This window comes from Flavobacterium sp. T50_26 (assembly GCF_057652995.1).
In genome coordinates this window covers 68223-86809 of sequence record NZ_JBYFCC010000015.1, presented here as the reverse complement: position 1 = coordinate 86809, position 18587 = coordinate 68223, and the positions used below count along the sequence as shown (strand labels likewise).

Below are 18587 nucleotides of genomic sequence, written 5' to 3'. Positions count from 1 at the left end.
AATGGATTCCGAGAAAATTATATCAGAATTGGCATTCAAAGCCGTAAGGAGTAGCGGTGCAGGCGGACAAAACGTGAATAAAGTTTCGTCTAAAGTGGTGCTATCGTTTGATTTGCTCAATTCGCAAAGTTTATCAGAGGAAGAAAAAATATTAATTTCAGAAAAACTAAAAACAAAATTAACGTTGGACGGAATTCTGATTTTAAACTGCGATGAAGATAGAAGTCAACTCAAAAACAAAGAAATTGTAACCAAACGATTTTTAAAACTCATTCAAAACGCATTGGTAATTCCTAAAGAAAGAAAACCAACCAAAATTCCGCGTTCGGTAATTGAAAAGCGAATCAATGAAAAGCGAAATACCTCAGAAATCAAGCAAAACCGAAAGAAACCGGATGTTTAGAAAAATGTGATAGATTAACGGTAATGCGTAATGGGAGTTTCTCCTTTCATTAAATTTTGAATTTGATTTTTCTCATTGCCATTGAATTTGTCATTGATTTTTGAATTTGCCATTACCATTGAAAATCTTTTACTACCTTTGCCCCGTCTCAAAGGGGTGCTCTAAATAACGAGCTGAGATCATACCCAACGAACCTAGAACAGGTAATGCTGTTTAGGGATTAGACAAAAAAATAAAAGTGCACGTTTATTTTGCTGTCAAGAGTATCAATTTTAATTTTTAACCAAGAATAATTGCCCCTTTTATTCGTAAACTTTTACGAATGAAAACTTTATTCAACAATCGCCAGTATGGCACAAAAACGCTTAGTAAGTATTGCTTTGCGAGTTTTTTTCTATTTTCTTTTGTCGGTTTTTCACAGGAAACTCCAAAAGATAGTCTTAAAAATGTCGATCTTAAAGAAGTCACTGTTTCATCTGTGCGTGCTAAAGAAAAAAACCCTATTACGTTCACGAACGTTTCAAAGGAAGAAATCGCTCCTAGAAATTTAGGACAAGACATTCCTGTTTTGTTACAGTATTTACCATCCGTTGTAACTACAACGGATGCAGGAAATGGCGTTGGTTATACCTACATGCGTGTTCGGGGTTCAGATGGCTCACGAATCAACGTAACGTTAAATGGTATTCCGTTTAATGATAGCGAAAGTCAAGGAAGTTTTTTCGTGAACTTACCTGATTTTGCTTCCTCTTTAGAAAGTGTTCAGTTGCAACGAGGCGTTGGAAGTTCAACCAATGGAGCAGGTTCTTTTGGAGCTAGCTTAAATATGCAAACAAAATCATTTCAAGAAGAAGGATATGCTGAAATTGCTAATTCATTCGGAAGTTTTAACACCAGAAAGCATACACTTTCTTTTGGAACAGGGTTGCATAATAATGTAGAATTGAACGGACGAATTTCTAACATTGCATCAGATGGTTTTATTGACAGAGCATCTTCTTCTATGTTTGGCTATTTTTTCAACGCAAATTATGTAACAGAAACTACTTTAATTAAATTATTAGCTTTTGGAGGAAAAGAAAAAACCTACCAAGCTTGGAACGGAAGAGATAACGCTCCTTTATCAATTTTAAGTGCGACCAATCCGGATTATATATTTGGAAACACTTTTAATATTTCTGGAATTAAAACAAATGACAATGGAAATATTGAAGGTTTTCATAATAACGAAACCGATAATTATTGGCAAAATCATTTCCAATTGCATTGGACTGAAAAATGGACTGAAAAATGGATTTCAAACATTGCATTACACTATACCAAAGGTAAAGGGTATTTTGAACAATATGTTGATGATTATTACTATTCTAATGTTCTTTTTAGTGGTGACTCACAATTAAGCTTCTTAGGTCTTCCGGATATAACAATTGATGGAAACAGTATTTCCAGTATGGATTACATAAGGAAGCGATGGTTAGACAACGTTTTTTTTGGAAGCACATTTTCATTAAATTATAGGAATAATAAAACTGATTTACTAATCGGAGGAGCTATCAATCGTTATTTGGGATTACACTACGGAGAAGTAACTTGGAACCAATATAATTTTAGCAATATTGGTCGTTATTATGATAATTATGGTAATAAGGATGATATTAATTTTTACGCTAAAATTACTCAAAATATTAACTCTAAGTTAAGCCTATTCACAGATTTGCAATACAGAATGGTGTTTTATGATGCAACTAGTTTTAGGTTTGAGGATGTTAATGATACTTTCCGATTTTTTAATCCAAAAGCAGGATTGAATTACCAATTGGATTCAAAAAATGTATTTTACGGTTATTTTGGCGTTGCCAACAAAGAACCACGAAGAGACGATTATGAAAACGATGCAACAAAACCAGAACGATTGTTTGATTATGAATTAGGTTGGAAATACAATTCTAAAAAAGTGAGATTTACGGCAAATGCATTTTACATGCGTTATGTAGATCAACTGGTCTTAACGGGAGCTTTAAATGATGTTGGAGCTCCAATATTTACCAATAGTGGTAATAGCTACCGTTTTGGCTTAGAAATAGAATCTGTAATTCGTTTAAGTGAAAAGTTTTTAATTAGTCCAAATTTTACAGTAAGTCAAAACAAAAACAAAGATTTTGTGTTTCAACGTGATGGTGAATTACAAAATTTAGGTTCAACAAACATTGCTTTTTCACCGAATTTTATTGCAGCAAATCGTTTTACTTTTATTCCGGTTAAAAATCTACAACTTTCTTTATTATCAAAGTTTGTGAGTGAGCAATTCATGGGGAACATCGATGCAGAAAGTTCCAAATTAGATGCTTATTTTGTGAATGATCTGAATGTTACCTATGAAATTAAAACGAATAAAATTTTCAAATCCATTCAATTCAATGCCCTAATCAATAATATTTTTGATTTGAAATACGAAAGCAATGGCTATTTTTACACGTTTGACGATGATTTTTCATCACCGGGAACTGTTACAACCATTGAAGGAGCTGGTTTTTATCCGCAAGCGGGAATTAATTTCCTTTCAGGAATAACCCTTTTGTTTTAGTATAAAAAAGAAATCCTGACTTTGCGGTCAGGATTTCTTTTAATTATAAACTCTCACAATAGGTCCATTTACTTCAACACGGTAACGTTTCATCGGGAATTCTAAACCCTCACCTCCCAGACCGGTAAATAAATTATACAATTCTTCATCGCAAGGGCAAAGGGCATTACTACCTTGTACAATCATGGTAGAACATGAACTCAAGGCTTGGTTTGGACAGGCTGCGTCAAAGGCGTTGTAGCCACCACCACCGATGCTGAAAACAATAATCCCTCTTACGCCTGCATTTCCTTGTGAAATATAAACACCGTTTCCGGGAAATTTTAAAGAGCCGTACAGCGGTAAATCGGTATTAATATCTACCGTAAAAGTATAATTTGGTATGTTGGGATTAAAATTATTAAAACTTTCATTATCACATCCTGAAAGGAAAACACTAAAAATCAATAACAAAACAATTTTTTTCATAAACATTTTTTTCATTTGGCAAATTTAATTTAATTACCTTTGAGTACCCTTATAAAGGAATAAATTTTCAAATAATTAAAAATTATACTATCTTTGTTGAAAGGAATCCTCTAAAAGGGGATTTTTTCTATTTTATATAACGATAAAAATAACGATTTTATATATCAAAGTTCAACTTTTGTGAATTTTGAAAAAATTGAATTGCAATAAAAACACATGAAGTTATGAGTACAGTATCGTATTACACCGCAGAGGGTTTAAAAAAACTAAAAGAAGAACTAGAAAATCTTAAACATATTGAACGTCCAAAAGCATCACAAGCCATCGCAGAAGCAAGAGATAAAGGTGATTTATCTGAAAATGCAGAATATGATGCTGCTAAGGAAGCTCAAGGATTATTGGAAATGAGAATTTCTAAAATGGAAGAAGTATATTCAAATGCCAGATTAATTGATGAATCGCAACTTGATTTGTCAAAAGCATTAGTATTGTCTAACGTGAAAATTAAAAACCAAGCTAATGGCATGGAAATGAAATACACGTTGGTTGCCGAAAGCGAAGCCGATTTAAAAACCGGAAAAATATCAGTAACATCTCCAATTGGAAAAGGATTGTTAGGAAAATCAGTAGGTGATGTAGCCGAAATTACAGTGCCAAATGGCGTTTTAAAATTTGAAGTTTTAGAAATTTCAAGAGATTAATTAAAATGGCAAGCATTTTTACCAAAATAATCAACGGCGAAATTACATCTTACAAAATTGCAGAAGATGAACATTTTATTGCTTTTTTAGATGTAAATCCAAATGCAATTGGTCACACACTTTGTGTCCCAAAACAAGAAATCAACAAGATTTTCGAAATGGAAGAAGACCATTATTTGGCTTTGATGAAGTTTTCGAGAAAAATTGCTGTTGCTTTAGAAAAAGCCATCCCATGCAAACGAATTGGTGTTGCCGTGGTAGGATTAGAAGTGCCTCATGTTCATGTTCATCTCATTCCGTTGCAAGATATGGATGATATGCGATTTCAAAGGAAAGTGAGTTTAACAAAAGAAGAATTTGAAGCTACAGTACAAAAAATTCAAAACGAATTATAAAAAAGTAAAATCCCGATGAAATCGGGATTTTTAGTTTTATCTTTTTATCAAACTTATTAGAAAAAGCAAGACCCAAGCTCCCCCGGCAGCAATTAGAATTTGCCAAAGTAATCCGCCTCCGCCAATTCCGAAATGGCCGGCTAACCATCCGCCAACAAATCCGCCAATGATTCCAACCACAATGTTTCCAATTAATCCAAAACCTGAACCTTTCCAGAGTTGACCTGCAAGCCATCCCGAGATAGCACCGATGAGTAAGAAATACAAAAAATTCATAAAAATTGATTTTATTGGTTAATATTGTTAAAATTATAAAAAATAAATGACAATTTAATAAAAATTATATTTTTTTAAAATTAACCATCATCGTAGTGCCTTTTCCAACTTCAGATTGAGCGACTTTTATTTTACCTTTATGGTATTCTTCCACAATACGTTTTGTTAAAGAAAGTCCCAATCCCCAACCGCGTTTTTTGGTTGTAAATCCGGGTTCAAATACTTTTTTAAACTGATTTTTCGGAATCCCTTTTCCGGAATCGGAAACTAAAATTTTTACTTCTTTTTCGTCTTCAATAATTGTAAGCGATAATTTTCCTCGTCCTTTCATCGCATCAATAGCATTTTTTACCAAATTTTCAATTGTCCAGCTATGTAAAGTTGGGTTAAGATTAACCAAAATAGTTTTGGTTGGTGCCGAAAATGAAAATTCAACTTGCTTAGAAAAACGCGATTTCAAATAATCAAACGATTGAATGGTTTCTTTAACCAGATCTAACTTTTCCAAAACAGGTTCAGAGCCAACTTTAGAAAAACGATCGGCAATGGTTTGCAATCGGGTGATGTCTTTTTCAATTTCTTTGATGGTGTTTTCTTCTACATTTTCAATTTTTAATATTTCTAACCAACCAATTAATGACGAAAGCGGTGTGCCAATTTGATGAGCAGTTTCTTTTGCCATTCCTGCCCAAAGTTTGTTTTGAGTGGCAACTTTTGTACTTCTGTAATAATTGTAAACCAAAGCGGTAAATAGGATGATAATGAGAATTAACGCAATTGGATAATATTTTAATTTATTTAGTAAGGACGAATTTCCATAATATAAATACCAAAATTTACCAGGATTATATTCAATTATTATTGGATTGTTTTCTTTTTTTAATTTTTCAAGAAATTGATCTAATTTTTCTTTTTCTGAAATGATATTTTCATCAATATTGGTTTGATTGATGATGGTATCATTTTCGGTCACGATAATAGGAATTGTTTTATTGTTGTTAATAATCTGAAGCGGCAACTCAATTTCGTCTGTTTCAGGATTTGCATTATTAACCGTTTTCAGGCTTTCTGCCCAAAGCTCCATTTTTATTTTTTCTTCGTTTTTAAATATTTGAAAAAAAGTGTATGTATTCCAAAGAATCAGCGAAACAATCACAAAAGAAGTGAGAATCAAAAACCATCTGGTTACATTTCTGCTTTCGGAAAACTGCATAAATTTGTATTTAGGATAAAAGTAGTAAAATCTTGTGTTAATTGAAAAATTCAATCGTCAAATACTGCTCAATTTTATACATTTGTATAAACTCAGAAAAACAATGGTTAGTATTTCTCCAAAAGATGTTTCTCCTTTAAAATTACAAGGTTATTTGCAAAGTTCGGTTGGGCCGAGACCGATTGCGTTTGCTAGCACGGTTGATAAAAATGGCAATCCGAATTTGTCTCCATTCAGTTTTTTTAACGTGTTTAGTTCCAATCCTCCGATTTTGGTTTTTTCCCCTGCCAGAAGAGTGCGAGATAATACTATCAAGCACACATTAATTAACTGTGAAGCCACAAAAGAAGTGGTAATTAATGTGGTGAATTTTGATATTGTTCAGCAAATGTCACTCTCAAGTACGGAATATGCTGATGGCGTGAACGAGTTTCTAAAATCAGGTTTAACTATGTTGCCCTCTGAGATTGTAAAAGCATTTCGTGTTGCCGAAAGTCCGGTACAATTTGAATGCAAAGTCAATCAAATTATTAGTTTAGGAACAGAAGGTGGAGCAGGGAATTTAATTATTTGTGAAGTCGTAAAATTACACATTGATGAATCTGTTTTAGATGAAAATGGTAACATTGATCAACATAAAATTGATTTGGTTTCACGCATGGGAGCCAATTGGTATTCGCGATCCAACCAAGGCCTTTTTGAAATCCCAAAACCATTGGCAACGTTAGGAATTGGAGTCGATCAAATTCCTGATTTTATTAAAGAAAGTCCCGTGTTTACTGGAAATGATTTAGGAATGTTAGGAAATGTAGAAAGTTTGCCATCAACAGAAGAAATTAATATATTTGTAAATGAAAATATTCAGGTAAAAGGAGTTTTGAGTTCTGCCGATGAAATGAAAGTGCATCAAAAAGCAAAAGAATTCCTTAACAAGCAAAATGCCCTTTCGGCCTGGAAAGTTTTGTTAGCCAAACGAGTTTAATATGAGCCAAATTAATAATTTTTAAAATCAAAATCATGGAAGTTTCAGGAAAAATCAAAGTCATTAACCCAGAACAACAAGTTAGTGCATCATTTAGAAAAAGAGAATTAGTGGTTACCACAGACGAACAGTATCCACAACATATTATGGTAGAATTCACACAAGATAAGTGTGATTTGCTTAACTCATATAAATTGGGTGAAGGTGTAAAAGTTTCAATTAACATTAGAGGAAGAGAGTGGGTGAGTCCACAAGGTGAAACAAAGTATTTTAACTCTATTCAAGGTTGGAGAATTGAGCGTTTGCAAGCAGAAGCTCCGGCAGCTCAAATGCCTCCTGTTCCTGCAGCTGAAGCTTTTGAACCGGCTACCAACTTTAATGAAGAAGAACACGACGATTTACCATTTTAATTCGTAAAATTAAGAATGAACAAATTCCAAATTCCAAATAAAAATGTTGGAGTTTGGAATTTCTTATTTAGATTTTAATTACAGATGTATTTTTTAAGCAAAGATTTATATTTTCCACCTGTTTCAGAAGCTTCCTACGAAGGGATTTTGGCTGTGGGCGGAGATTTGAGTACAGAACGCTTGCTTTTAGCATACAAAAACGGAATTTTTCCTTGGTTTGAAGAAGATGAGCCCATTTTATGGTGGAGTCCGCCACAACGAATGGTGGTGAATCCGAAAGAATATAAAATTGCTAAAAGTCTGAGGAATATCTTAAACCGAAATATTTTTGAAGTTACGTTCAATCAAAATTTTTCTGAAGTAATCAAAAATTGTCAAACCATTAAACGAAGAGGGCAACAAGGAACGTGGATTACCGATTCAATGTTTGAATCCTATCTAAAACTACATGAATTAGGAATTGCAAAATCGGTTGAAGTGTGGCAAAACAATGAATTGGTTGGTGGATTATATGGTGTTGATTTAAGTAAGATTTTTTGTGGTGAAAGTATGTTTTCGCTAGTTCCAAATGCGAGCAAAGTGGCTTTTGTTTCTTTGATTGAAAAGTTAAAGCAAGAAAATTATCTTCTGTTAGATTGTCAAGTGCATAATGATCACTTAGAAAAATTAGGTGCGTTTGAAATCTCCCGAGAAAATTACCTCAAAATTCTAAAATCTTCGTTTTAACTTCTTTTCCAGCAATCCAAAAAGTGGTCGTTTACCATTCCTGTTGCTTGCATGTGTGCATACATTGTTGTTGGTCCGATGAATTTAAAGCCTCGTTTCTTCAAATCTTTACTGATTTTTTCGGCTAGTGGACTGTATGCCGGAACATCCTTAAAAGAAGTGAAATTATTCACTATTGGTTTCCCATCCACATAACTCCAGATAAATTTAGAAAAAGAACCAAATTCTTCCTGCACTTTCATGAATGCTTTTGCATTGCTGATGGCGGAATTTATTTTTAATGTATTTCGAATAATTCCTGCATCTTTCATCAATTCTTGCACTTCATATTCGCCAAATAAAGCAATTTGTTGATAGTCAAAATTGAGAAATGCTTTTCGAAAATTTTCTCTCTTTTTTAAAATCAAATGCCAACTCACTCCGGCTTGAAAAGTTTCTAAAATTAAAAATTCAAACAACTTTTGGTCATCATAAACCGGTTCACCCCATTCTTCATCGTGATAATTACGGTATAAATCATCTTTTTCGCACCAAGCACACCTTGTTTTAGTTTCCATATTGTTTCATTTATTTAACAAATATAAAAAATCAAAGCGTTAATTTGATATTTATGTTTATTTTAGGGGTTGTAACTTTAAAAATGATAAAAATTAAAGTATGATGTACAAAAATTAGGGGTTATTAATACATTTGTACAGTAATTAGAAATAAATTAGTTATGAAAATAGGGGTTCCTAAGGAAATTAAAAATAATGAAAGTCGAGTTGGAATGACTCCGGCTGGTGTTTTTGAATTGATTAAAAACAATCATACGGTTTATGTTCAACAAGATGCCGGTTTTGGAAGCGGTTTTTTTGATACGGATTATGCAGTGGTTGGTGCAATTTTAGTTCCAACAGCGGCTGAAGTTTATGCTCAAGCCGATATGATTGTGAAGGTGAAAGAACCCATCGCAGAAGAATATCCATTGATAAAAAAAGGTCAAATTGTTTTTACGTATTTTCATTTCGCTTCCAGTGAAGAATTGACGATTGCAATGTTGGAATCCAAATCAATTTGCATTGCATACGAAACTGTGGAAGAAACAGACGGTTCATTGCCTTTACTTACACCAATGTCGGAAGTTGCCGGAAGAATGGCCATTCAACAAGGAGCAAAATATTTAGAGAAACCAATTAAAGGAAGAGGTGTTTTGTTGGGAGGCGTTCCAGGAGTTCCGCCAGGAAAAGTGTTGGTTTTAGGAGCCGGAATTGTAGGCATTCAAGCAGCAAAAATGGCAGCCGGTTTAGGAGCACACGTTACGATTTTAGATATCAATATGAAGCGTCTTCGGTATGTGAATGATGTGATGCCAAGTCACGTTGTAACTGAATTTTCGAGTGAATATAATATTAGAAGGCACATTAAAAATCACGATTTGATTATTGGTGCGGTATTAATTCCGGGGGCAAAAGCTCCAAAATTAATTACCCGAGATATGTTGAAAGAAATGCATCCAGGAACAGTAATGGTTGATGTTGCGGTAGATCAAGGCGGTTGTTTTGAAACGACTGTCGCAACAACGCATGAAAACCCAACGTATATTATTGATGATGTTGTGCATTATTGTGTGGCAAATATGCCGGGAGCAGTTCCATACACGTCAACATTAGCTTTAACTAATGTAACATTGCCGTATGTGTTAAAATTGGCCAACTTAGGATGGAAAACGGCCACAGAACGATATCCGGATTTAAGAAAAGGACTTAATATTGTAGAGGGCGAAATTGTTTATAAAGAATTGGCCGAAACGTTCAATTTTAGTTAATAGGTTTTATTTGTTTGTTTGTTTAAAAATCCCATCGCAACCAAGGTGATGGGATTTTGTATTTATTACGTTTTGGAAATGGTTTCACAATATAATTCTTCCACTTTTTTTCTAGCCCAATCGGTTTTTCTCAAAAATGTTAGACTTGATTTGACAGAAGGATTTTCGGTAAAACTTTTGATTTTTATCTTTTGACTTAAGGTTTCAAAACCATAAAAGTCAACCAAATACTCAACTATTGACTGTAGTGTTTTCCCGTGAAGTGGATCGTTGTTTTGCATGTTGTAAATTTAACTAAAAACCATAAAAAAACCTCAATCTTTATAATTGAGGTTTAGTATATTTTGTTCGTTAGGAATTACCCTAAAGCAACTCTTTTGAAACCTGTAATTTCAACATTGAAACCTTTTACGTAATCACCAACTTTTTTACTATCATCTTTGATGAAGTTTTGATCTAATAAAGCTTTTTCTTGATCTAAAGTTGTGTTGTCAGAGATAAAACGTTGGATTTTTCCAGGAATGATTTTATCCCAAATTTGCTCTGGTTTTCCTTCTGCTTTCAATTCAGCTTTAGCATCTTCTTCCGCTTGTTTTAAAACTTCTTCTGTTAATTGAGAGAAAGAAATGTATTTAGGAACATTTTTTAATGTTTTTCCTAAACGTTTTGCTTCTTCATTTTCTTTTTCGATTATAGCAATACGAGCAGCAAGTTCAGAAGCAACGAAAGCAGGATCAAAATCTTTGTAAGATAATGTATCAGCTCCCATTGAAGCTACTTGCATAGAAATGTCTTTTGTTAACGTTTCAGCATCAGCTGTAGCGGATGAAATTGCAGTTAAAGCAGCAATTTTGTTCACGTGTACATACGATCCAACAAAAGCACCTTCTAAAATTTCAAAACCACCGATTTCAATTTTTTCACCGATAACACCAGTTTGCTCGATTAATTTTTCAGCAACGGTCATGTTTCCCTCAAATGAAGAAGCTAAAAATTCTTCTTTAGAAGAAAAGTTGATTGCTTTTTCTACTAATTGTTTAGCCAAAGAAACGAATGATTCGTTTTTACCTACGAAATCAGTTTCACAGTTCAAAGTAATTACAGCACCTTTGGTTTTGTCTGCATTTATAAAAGCAACAGCAGCACCTTCACTAGACTCACGGTCAGAACGGTTAGCAGCAACTTTTTGCCCTTTTTCTCTAAGGATTTGTATAGCTTTATCGAAATCTCCTTCAGCTTCAACCAAAGCTTTTTTACAGTCCATCATTCCGGCACCTGTAGTTTGTCTTAATTTATTTACGTCTGCAGCAGTAATTGTTGCCATTTTGTATCTATTTTTAAGTTTAAATTTTTATGTAAAAAAACAAATTCCAATATTCAAATTCCAAATTCCAATTTTATTAAATCATCAATTTTTAAAGAGACAATTTTTTGGAACTTGGAATTTTTCCTATCGGAATTTATAGTTATTTATTCTTCTGAAGTTGTTTTAGCTTCTTCTGCTTCCATTGCTGGAGCAGCTTCTACTGCTACTACTTCTTCAACTGTATCTTCAGCAACAGTATCGCCATCTTTTTCAGATCCTCTTTCAGAAAGACCTTCGATGATAGCACCGGTTACTAAAGATAAAATTTTATCGATTGATTTAGAAGCATCATCATTAGCTGGGATAACGTACTCAACTTGACGTGGGTCAGAGTTGGTGTCAACCATAGCAAAAACTGGAATGTTTAATTTTTGAGCTTCTTTTACTGCGATGTGTTCAGCTTTGATATCTACTACAAATAATGCAGCAGGTAATCTAGACATGTCAGCGATAGAACCTAAGTTCTTCTCTAGTTTAGCACGAAGACGATCTACTTGAAGTCTTTCTTTTTTAGAAAGCGTATTAAAAGTGCCATCTTTTTTCATTCTATCAATAGAAGCCATTTTTTTAACAGCTTTACGGATAGTAACGAAGTTAGTAAGCATACCACCAGGCCATCTTTCCGTGATATACGGCATGTTCGCTGCAGCAGCTTTCTCGGCTACGATATCTTTTGCTTGTTTTTTGGTAGCTACGAAAAGTACTTTTCTACCGGAAGCTGCAATTTTTTTCAAGGCTTCGTTAGCCTCTTCAATTTTAGCAGCAGTTTTATATAGGTTAATGATATGAATACCATTACGTTCCATATAAATGTAAGGAGCCATGTTTGGGTCCCATTTACGAGTCATGTGTCCAAAATGAACGCCAGCCTCTAGTAAGTCTTTAACTTCAACTTTGTTTGCCATTTTTGTACTAGTTTACGTTCTGTTGATTAGCAATAATGTAGTAGCGATTACTCTGGTCTTCATTATTTAGATGCTAAACTAATTTTCCGATCGCATCGGAATAATAACAACAATAACTTTTTTAATAATAATTTTGTAATTCGATTAACGTTTAGAGAATTGGAATCTCTTACGAGCTTTCTTCTGTCCAAATTTCTTACGTTCTACCATTCTTGGATCTCTTGTTAGCAATCCTTCTGGTTTCAAGATAGCTCTGTTTTCAGCTTCTACCTCACACATTGCTCTTGCAATAGCCATTCTCACAGCTTCTGCTTGCCCTGTTGAACCACCACCATATACATTTACTTTTACGTCAAAGTTAGTTGCATTTTCTGTCATAGACATTGGTTGCATTACTTTGTACTGTAAAGTAGCAGTAGGGAAGTAGTTTTCAAATTCTCTTTTGTTTACGGTGATTTTTCCTGTTCCTTCTGAAACATAAACACGTGCCACAGCACATTTTCTTCTACCGATTTTGTGAATAACTCCCATTACTTTAGATCGTTTAAGTTAACGGTTTTTGGTTGTTGAGCTCCATGTTTGTGCTCAGTACCAACATTTACATTTAAATTGCGGAATAGTTGAGCACCTAATTTGTTTTTAGGTAACATTCCTTTTACAGCCTTTTCTACTAAAGTTGCAGGGTTTTTTTGTTGCAATACTTTAGCCGTTAGGCTTCTTTGTCCACCTGGGTAACCTGTGTGACGGATGTACGTTTTGTCATCCAACTTGTTACCAGTCAGGTTGATTTTTTCTGCGTTGATAACGATTACGTTATCACCACAATCAACGTGCGGGGTATAATCAGGCTTGTATTTACCTCTCAATAGCATCGCTACTTTTGAAGCAAAACGTCCTAAGTTATGACCCTCAGCATCTACAACAATCCACTGCTTATCTGCGGTAGCTTTGTTGGCTGAAACTGTCTTGTAGCTTAATGTGTTCACAATAATTTATTTTAATTAAACATTCCATCCCCAATAAAGGGGTTGCAAAAGTACAATTAATTATTATAAAAGCAAATAGCAATTTGAGATTATTTTTAATGACTTATTTTTAAGACAATAATTTTGCTAATACTGCTGATTTTAAAGGCATAAGTAATGGATTTATTTCGAATTTATTTTGGTTATTAAACGTTCAATTCATCGATTTTTTACAAATAAAATGAGTTTTCATCATCAGATAAATGTCAATCACATCAAATCTATTCATTATTTTACTATTTTTACGTCTAAATTCGAAAGATATGAAGCCAAAAGCCACATTAAAACAAATTTCAAAAGATTTAGGAATTTCCGTTTCAACTGTTTCTAAAGCATTGAGTGATAGTCATGAAATTAGTGAACCCACAAAAATTAGGGTTCAGGAATATGCTAAGCTTCAAAATTATAAGCCAAACTCCATGGCTAAGAATTTAAAAAACCAGCGAACAAATACAATTGCGGTAATTATACCTAATATATTGAATCCCTTTTTCGCCAAAGTGTTTAGTGGAATTGAAAAAGCAGCCAATGCAAAAGGATATAATGTGATTACATATATTTCAAACGAATCACTTAGCAAAGAAAAGCAAGCCATGGATTTGTTGAGCAATGGAACGGTAGATGGTTTTATTCTATCGGTTTCGGAAGAATCGCAAGCCAAAAATGTTTCTTCGCATTTTAAAGAAATTCTTCGTGAAGGATTGCCAATTGTAATGTTTGATCGTATCATGGAAGATGTAAATTGTGATAAAGTGATTGTAGATGATTTTGAATCTTCGATTGAAGCTGTCAATCATTTATTGAAAATAAGTTGTAAAAATATCGCCCTACTTTCTTGTATTGATAATTTAAGTGTGGGAAAACACCGTGCGTTGGGTTATGAAAGAGCATTGCAAGACAATAAAATAAGCATTAACGATAAGCATATCATTATAACTGACAGTCAAGAAGATTTTGATGCTCGTTTGGAAAAATTATTAGCATCAAAAGAAGTGGATGGTATTTTGGCTGTAGATGAACATTCATCCACCATGGCGATGAAAATTGCCATCCAAAAAGGAATTAAAATTCCGGAAGATTTGTGTGTTATTGGATTTGCAGACGGTGTTTGGTCACGTAGATTAACACCAAGTTTGTCTACCATCAGTCAACACGGACCAGAAATTGGTGAAGAAGCAGCTAAACTTTTAATTGAAAAACTCGAACGAAAACAAGAAACACCGACGTTTAAAACTACGGTTGTAAAAACGGAGTTGAGACAAAGGGATTCGACTAGGAGAGTATAGGTTTTTTTGGAAACTTACAAATCAGAATTTAACATAAATAGAATAAAAGACAATACAATATAGTTGATATGAAATAACTATTTATATGTTCAGTCTTTTTCTCTGTTTTGTACTTTATAATTTTGTAAATGTTGAATAAGATCCGAGTAGAAATTATTACAAAAGTTGCTATTTTCCCTAAACTATTGAGCAAAAAAATGAAAAAATTTGTATTAATTTTAATTACTTTTATATCAACTTTAATTTATTCACAAGATGATGAGTTAAAAGTTAAATTAATTGAAGAAATAGAAATTTCTAAATTTACAGATTCTGTCACTACATCTGCTTTATTTCAGGTTAAGCATAAACCAGTAGAAGTAAAAGGTTATCTCAAAGGTGATACGTTATTAAAATCTATTGCCATTTTTTCAGAATTTAATAAAATTTTGTACACATATTATGATAAATCAACAAAAATGCCGATTTATGTTAAAGTTGTTGACAGTTCATCAAACAAGATAGTACGAGAGGTTTATGTTTTAGGTTATCATAGATATAAAACACTAAATAAATCAAAAGAAGATGTAGAAAATGATGATATAAAATTAATTATAGAGCATTCTGATTTTTCCGGTGAAATTGGTTTTGCATTAGTAGAGCGACAAGCATATAAATATAAATTTATTGGTAAATTATTAGAAAAGGTAACAATGACGCCAAATTGTGGAAGAGAAGCATTTGCTATTGTCCATAAATATAAAGTGTTAAGTACAGATTTTCCAAACTATAAACAAAATTATGTATTGTTAATTCAAACTTGTCCAGAGTTTAATGGAAAAATTTTTTTTCAAAAGAACAAGATATATGAAATTGACGTATCAACAAACAGTGGTGTAACATTCAATTATACAATATTTAATGAATATGAAAAAGATGATTTACCAATTTTTTGGGTAGAAGATATAGTTCAGAAAAAGTAATAGTTTCACACAACAGCCATTTCGTGTAATTGCGGTGGTTGGGTTGAAGTCCTCTTAAATAATAAACTTCAGTCTTTAATCGAAAGGTAAGGTACCAAAACCTCAACTACGACAAGTAGAATACTAAAAACTTTGTTCGACGATTTGACTGAAAACTGAAAACAGAGAACTATCTTAATGAGCCTCCAACCAATTCCTTCCCATTCCCAATTCAACATCCAACGGAACAGCTAATTTAAACGCGTTTTCCATTTCGTGTTTAATCATCGGTTGAATTTTTTCCAATTCTGAATTGTGCACATCAAACACCAACTCATCGTGTACTTGCAATAACATTTTGGATTGCCAATTTTCGGAAGTCAATTTTTGATGAATATTGATCATCGCTATTTTGATGATATCGGCAGCTGACCCTTGAATTGGAGCATTGACGGCATTTCGTTCAGCACCGCTTCGCACCATCGCATTGGCGGAATTAATGTCTTTTAAATAACGTCGTCTCCCTAAAACCGTTTGTACATAACCATTTTCTCTGGCAAAATCAACTTGGTTTGCCATGTAGGCTTTCAATTTTGGATAAGTGGCGTAGTACGCATCGATCAACTCGGCACTTTCTTTTCGGGATAAATTGGTTTGGTTTGAAAGTCCGAATGCCGAAACACCATAAATGATTCCGAAGTTCACCGTTTTAGCGTTGCTTCGTTGTTCTTTGGTTACTTCTTCCAACGGAACATTGAACACTTTGGCGGCAGTACTTTTATGAATATCTTCGTTGTTTTGAAACGCTTTTATCATATTTTCTTCGCCTGATAAAGCAGCAATAATGCGAAGTTCAATTTGCGAATAATCGGCAGAAACTAACGTATAATTTTCATCTCTGGCAATAAATGCTTTTCGAATTAATCGACCTCTTTCGGTACGAATCGGAATGTTTTGCAAATTCGGATTGTTTGAACTCAATCGTCCGGTTGCGGCAACCGTTTGCATATAATCGGTGTGCACACGTTGCGTTTTTGGATCGACTTGATTCGGCAACGCATCAATATACGTGCTTTGCAACTTTACCATTTGTCGCCATTCCAAAATGTCTTTCACAATTTGGTGTTCGTTCACTAAATAACTCAACACCTCTTCGCCTGTGGCATATTGACCGGTTTTGGTTTTCTTTTGTTTGGCTCCGCCGATTTTTAATTTTTCAAATAAAATGTCGCCCAATTGTTTGGGTGAAGCTAAATTGAATTTTTCACCCGCTGTTTCATAGATTTTTTGCTCAAATTCGGTGATGTCTTTTTGCATATCGATCGACATTTTTTTCAGAAATTCCACATCCAAGCGAATACCTTCGGATTCCATCGCGGCTAAAACCGGAATTAACGGAATTTCGATTTCATCAAACAATTTCTTCGTTTCGGCTTTGTCTAAAATCGGACTGAAAACTTCTTTTAATTGAAACGTAATATCAGCATCTTCGGCAGCATATTCTTTGATGTCTTCCAAATTGACATCACGCATTGATTTCTGATTTTTACCTTTTTTTCCAATTAAAGTTTCGATAGATTTTGGGGAATATTTCAAATATGTTTCTGATAAAACATCCATATTATGACGCATATCGGGATTGATCAAATAATGAGCAATCATCGTATCAAATAATTTTCCTTTGACAGAAATTCCGTAATTCGCTAAAATTTTCAAATCATATTTGATGTTCTGACCGATTTTTTCAATCGTTTCATTTTCAAAAAAAGGTCTGAATTTTTCAATTAATTGTTGAGCTTCTTCTTGATTTTCGGGAAACGGAACGTAGAATGCTTTTCCTTTTTCCCACGAAAGTGCTAAACCAACCAATTCGGCATTCAACGCATCAATTCCGGTGGTTTCGGTGTCAAAACAAACCGAAGTTTGATTCATTAAATTTTGCATCAATAACTTCACCGGTAAATCCCCTTGCACGATTTGGTAAAAATGTTCAGTCGTTTCTAACGTGGCATAAAACGAATTTGTTCTCACTTCATCCGAATCATCATCACTAAAACCGAATAAATCAAATTGATCTTCATTGGATTTTTTGGTGGGAACTTTTTTGGCTGCTTTTGGTGTTTCTAATGTTTCTGAAGAGGCTTCATTAATGTCAATTTCGTCGTATTCTTTTCCGGTTCCAAAAAGTTTATCGAATTGAGTTTTCATTTGACGAAATTCCAATTCCATAAAAATTTCATCCGTTTTTTGAACATCGGGTTTAGAAAGTTCAAAATCTTCAGCATTAAAAGTTACCGGACAATCGAGTAGAATTCGAGCCAGTTTTTTGGATAAAATTCCAAGTTCTTTATTGTTTTCGATTTTATCTTTTAAAGCACCTTTTAATTTATCAGTGTTTTCTAAAAGATTTTCCATCGAACCAAATTCTTTCAATAATTTTTTGGCGGTCACTTCACCAACACCCGGAAAACCGGGAATATTATCCGCAGAATCGCCCATCATTCCTAAGAAATCAATCACTTGCTCGGGACGTTCAATTTCAAATTTGGCTAAAACTTCGGGAATTCCCCAAATTTCAATGTCATTCCCCATTCGGGCGGGTTTGTACATAAAAATATTTTCGGAAACCAGCTGAGCAAAATCTTTATCGGGCGTGACCATAAAAACTTGGAAACCTTCTTTTTCGGCTTGTTTGGCTAAGGTTCCAATTAAATCATCGGCTTCAAAACCTGCTTTTTCCATAATCGGAATTTGCATTGCTTTCAACAATTCTTGAATATAAGGAACTGCAATTTTAATGGCTTCCGGTGTTTCGTCTCGATGAGCTTTGTACTCTTGATACATTTCATAACGGTAATCGCTTCCACCTTTATCAAAAGCTACGGCAAGATGGTCGGGTTTTTCACGTTTAATCACATCCATAAGAGCATTCATAAATCCCATAATGGCAGAAGTATCCATTCCTTTGGAATTGATTCGCGGATTTTTTATAAAAGCATAATACCCACGAAAAATTAAAGCGTAAGCATCGAGAAGGAAAAGGCGTTTTTGCGTTGACATAAATCTTATTTATTGAAGATTTCAAAGATACATTTTTGA

The 18587-nt window shown here is 33.7% G+C and carries 20 protein-coding genes; 10 read left to right on the top strand and 10 right to left on the bottom strand.

The window, feature by feature from the left end:
• Position 1: 1 nt before the first annotated feature.
• A complete protein-coding gene (gene arfB, locus AC23MC_RS10520; protein WP_487568313.1) occupies positions 2 to 403 on the top strand; it encodes an alternative ribosome rescue aminoacyl-tRNA hydrolase ArfB in 402 nt (133 codons plus the stop codon).
• A gap of 322 nt (positions 404 to 725) precedes the next feature.
• Entirely contained in the window at positions 726 to 2987 is a 2262-nt protein-coding gene (locus AC23MC_RS10515) for a TonB-dependent receptor (protein WP_487568312.1), read from the top strand.
• Between the two features lie 39 nt (positions 2988 to 3026).
• Here AC23MC_RS10515 and AC23MC_RS10510 read toward each other — a convergent pair whose 3' ends face one another.
• Positions 3027 to 3455: a Rieske (2Fe-2S) protein gene (locus AC23MC_RS10510; protein WP_487568311.1), complete on the bottom strand. Its 429-nt coding sequence runs from the start codon at positions 3453 to 3455 to the stop codon at positions 3027 to 3029.
• 224 nt (positions 3456 to 3679) lie between these two features.
• Between AC23MC_RS10510 and greA the strand changes: the two genes are divergently transcribed.
• Positions 3680 to 4156, top strand: a complete 477-nt coding sequence (gene greA / locus AC23MC_RS10505) for a transcription elongation factor GreA (RefSeq protein WP_248435906.1) — start codon at positions 3680 to 3682, stop codon at positions 4154 to 4156.
• 5 nt (positions 4157 to 4161) lie between these two features.
• Positions 4162 to 4551, top strand: coding sequence for an HIT family protein (locus tag AC23MC_RS10500; RefSeq protein ID WP_487568310.1), 390 nt, complete (start codon positions 4162 to 4164; stop codon positions 4549 to 4551).
• A 36-nt stretch (positions 4552 to 4587) separates the two neighbouring features.
• Here the strand turns inward: AC23MC_RS10500 and AC23MC_RS10495 are convergent, their stop codons facing one another.
• Both AC23MC_RS10495 and AC23MC_RS10490 read right to left on the bottom strand, forming a co-directional pair.
• Positions 4588 to 4827: a GlsB/YeaQ/YmgE family stress response membrane protein gene (locus AC23MC_RS10495; RefSeq protein WP_291095790.1), complete on the bottom strand. Its 240-nt coding sequence runs from the start codon at positions 4825 to 4827 to the stop codon at positions 4588 to 4590.
• 64 nt (positions 4828 to 4891) lie between these two features.
• Positions 4892 to 6040, bottom strand: a complete 1149-nt coding sequence (locus AC23MC_RS10490) for a sensor histidine kinase (RefSeq protein WP_487568309.1) — start codon at positions 6038 to 6040, stop codon at positions 4892 to 4894.
• Between the two features lie 103 nt (positions 6041 to 6143).
• Between AC23MC_RS10490 and AC23MC_RS10485 the strand changes: the two genes are divergently transcribed.
• From AC23MC_RS10485 to aat, 3 genes are all read left to right on the top strand, one after another.
• Positions 6144 to 7022 (top strand): flavin reductase family protein, encoded by an 879-nt coding sequence (locus AC23MC_RS10485; protein WP_487568308.1) that lies wholly within the window; start codon positions 6144 to 6146, stop codon positions 7020 to 7022.
• A 35-nt stretch (positions 7023 to 7057) separates the two neighbouring features.
• On the top strand, positions 7058 to 7432 hold the full coding sequence (locus AC23MC_RS10480) for a DUF3127 domain-containing protein (RefSeq protein WP_291095793.1): 375 nt from the start codon (positions 7058 to 7060) through the stop codon (positions 7430 to 7432).
• 84 nt (positions 7433 to 7516) lie between these two features.
• Positions 7517 to 8158 (top strand): leucyl/phenylalanyl-tRNA--protein transferase, encoded by a 642-nt coding sequence (aat, locus tag AC23MC_RS10475; protein ID WP_487568307.1) that lies wholly within the window; start codon positions 7517 to 7519, stop codon positions 8156 to 8158.
• Here the strand turns inward: aat and AC23MC_RS10470 are convergent.
• Entirely contained in the window at positions 8155 to 8715 is a 561-nt protein-coding gene (locus tag AC23MC_RS10470) for a DNA-3-methyladenine glycosylase I (protein ID WP_487568306.1), read from the bottom strand. The genes aat and AC23MC_RS10470 overlap by 4 nt on opposite strands.
• Before the next feature lie 161 nt (positions 8716 to 8876).
• Here AC23MC_RS10470 and ald point away from each other — a divergent pair, with 161 nt between their 5' ends.
• Positions 8877 to 9965, top strand: coding sequence for an alanine dehydrogenase (gene ald / locus AC23MC_RS10465; RefSeq protein ID WP_487568305.1), 1089 nt, complete (start codon positions 8877 to 8879; stop codon positions 9963 to 9965).
• Between the two features lie 65 nt (positions 9966 to 10030).
• Here ald and AC23MC_RS10460 read toward each other — a convergent pair whose 3' ends face one another.
• The 5 genes from AC23MC_RS10460 to rplM form a co-directional block, all read right to left on the bottom strand.
• Entirely contained in the window at positions 10031 to 10246 is a 216-nt protein-coding gene (locus tag AC23MC_RS10460) for a VF530 family protein (RefSeq protein WP_487568304.1), read from the bottom strand.
• A gap of 77 nt (positions 10247 to 10323) precedes the next feature.
• Positions 10324 to 11289, bottom strand: a complete 966-nt coding sequence (gene tsf, locus AC23MC_RS10455) for a translation elongation factor Ts (protein ID WP_487568303.1) — start codon at positions 11287 to 11289, stop codon at positions 10324 to 10326.
• Positions 11290 to 11435: 146 nt separating this feature from the next.
• Positions 11436 to 12236, bottom strand: a complete 801-nt coding sequence (gene rpsB / locus AC23MC_RS10450) for a 30S ribosomal protein S2 (RefSeq protein ID WP_248435881.1) — start codon at positions 12234 to 12236, stop codon at positions 11436 to 11438.
• 144 nt (positions 12237 to 12380) lie between these two features.
• Entirely contained in the window at positions 12381 to 12767 is a 387-nt protein-coding gene (gene rpsI / locus AC23MC_RS10445) for a 30S ribosomal protein S9 (RefSeq protein WP_129463372.1), read from the bottom strand.
• Positions 12767 to 13222, bottom strand: a complete 456-nt coding sequence (rplM, locus tag AC23MC_RS10440) for a 50S ribosomal protein L13 (RefSeq protein WP_487568302.1) — start codon at positions 13220 to 13222, stop codon at positions 12767 to 12769. Before rplM ends, rpsI begins: the two co-directional genes overlap by 1 nt.
• Positions 13223 to 13524: 302 nt before the next feature.
• Here rplM and AC23MC_RS10435 point away from each other — a divergent pair, with 302 nt between their 5' ends.
• Both AC23MC_RS10435 and AC23MC_RS10430 read left to right on the top strand, forming a co-directional pair.
• Positions 13525 to 14547 carry a LacI family DNA-binding transcriptional regulator gene (locus tag AC23MC_RS10435; protein WP_487568301.1) on the top strand — a complete coding sequence of 341 codons (1023 nt, stop codon included), beginning with the start codon at positions 13525 to 13527 and terminating at the stop codon, positions 14545 to 14547.
• Between the two features lie 197 nt (positions 14548 to 14744).
• Positions 14745 to 15509, top strand: coding sequence for a hypothetical protein (locus AC23MC_RS10430; RefSeq protein ID WP_487568300.1), 765 nt, complete (start codon positions 14745 to 14747; stop codon positions 15507 to 15509).
• A gap of 174 nt (positions 15510 to 15683) precedes the next feature.
• Here the strand turns inward: AC23MC_RS10430 and polA are convergent, their stop codons facing one another.
• On the bottom strand, positions 15684 to 18548 hold the full coding sequence (gene polA, locus AC23MC_RS10425; protein WP_487568299.1) for a DNA polymerase I: 2865 nt from the start codon (positions 18546 to 18548) through the stop codon (positions 15684 to 15686).
• Positions 18549 to 18587 lie beyond the last annotated feature (39 nt).